1 protein-coding gene is annotated in these 1561 nt (G+C 37.4%); it reads right to left on the bottom strand.

Going from position 1 to position 1561, the window contains the following annotated elements:
* Window positions 1–210: 210 nt before the first annotated feature.
* Window positions 211–1497 (bottom strand): IS91 family transposase, encoded by a 1287-nt coding sequence (locus tag CD30_RS19035; protein WP_088350849.1) that lies wholly within the window; start codon window positions 1495–1497, stop codon window positions 211–213.
* Window positions 1498–1561: the final 64 nt, after the last annotated feature.

A 1561-nucleotide genomic window follows, 5' to 3' on the forward strand; every position in this document is an offset into this window, starting at 1 on the left:
TAAGAAAAACCGGGCGAAAACCATGCCCGGTCCTTTTAGGTTCATTTCATATCCGATAGTCTGTACTCAATCCCATGTATTCCTTTATAGTATTCCGGATACATTTGAGCACCACACTTCTCACATGAAAACATAGGCGGTACACTTGGATCTCCTTCATCCATTCGATCAAATTCTCTTACAACTGCGTATGGAATCTTTTCTTTTGCATCACAAAGCAGGCATACATACGTGATGGGTGCCTTTGGTTTGGATGGAGTTGATTTCTTTTTCTTTTTGCGTGGTTTGCTGACTGGAGAAATAGTGTATCATCCTTTCTAAATATGCTTTTGTGGTCTTACATAAGGCGACCTTTATGGTCAGTTTACCATTTTCTTTACAGACTTCCCCCTTATATTCATAATACGATTCACAATGTGGGCAAATTATTGGATCTTTTTGACCACTTGCTACGATGCGTTCTCTCCACGTCTTACGACGTAGTGTTTTCTTAATTGATAGAATCCACTTTCTTGAAGTTGCTTGCCATGCAGCTAATACTTTTTTACACAGATTTTTAATGCGACGACTATACATGCCATAATGACGAATTGTTTTGAACTGCTCGTCTGGAATATGACGAATTAAACGGGCGATAAATTCTTCTACTGTAACACTTTCTGTTTTTTCTACACCGTCTGTTTTATCGACATATTTAAATGTCACCATTTGACCATCATATGCCTCGATCCGATTGAGTCCAATCGCAGGTCGACGAATATAACGACCAATATAGCGTAATTGTTCTTTTACATTCCCCTTCTGTTTTGGGGCATGCACATAGAAGCCTTTCCCATTTTTCGAAAAAGCCTTTTGTAGTCTTGGTTGAATTCGTTTCTTTTCCTGTTCTGTTACACCTCTTCGTATCAACTTTAATACAACTGTCTGCCATTGTTTTCTTAACATTTCAAAGGGTAAGAAATCATAACCCTTCCATTCACCTTTTTTCGTCATTCCACCCATTGTCACAAGTATGTGTACATGTGGATTAAAATTCACTTTTGAGCCAAATGTATGTAATCCTGCAATAATGCCAGGAGTCACTTTTGCTTTCTTTTGAAAGAATTCGATTAGTATACGAGCAGCTTCATCCATAAAATCCTTTAATAAATGGCGATGCAGTAGAAATATATCTCGAAGTCCTTCATCTATTGTAAAAATCACATGTCTATGGTTTACCTGGAGTACATCTTCGGCTAACAGCCGACTCCATTCTTCACTTTCACCAACAGAACAAGTTGTACAAAAACGACCTTTACAACGGTATGGTACACGTCGAACATCATGACAACCTTCACAGACGAATAACTTAAATCCATTCTCAGGATTGCCACAGCCTCTAAATTTCTCCACTTCCTTTATTACAATTGGTCGTATTCTTGTTCCGTATTTTTCTTTAAATCTATTCCAATGTTTATGTTTATCAAAGAAGATCTGTTTCAGTATGTTTAGTTCCATAAATTGAAAATACCACAGTCCTGGGGACTGTGGTTGTGACAAATTTTATACTTTCTTATCTTTT

The organism is Ureibacillus massiliensis 4400831 = CIP 108448 = CCUG 49529 (assembly GCF_000772965.1).
GTDB classification, from domain to species: Bacteria; Bacillota; Bacilli; order Bacillales_A; family Planococcaceae; genus Ureibacillus; species Ureibacillus massiliensis.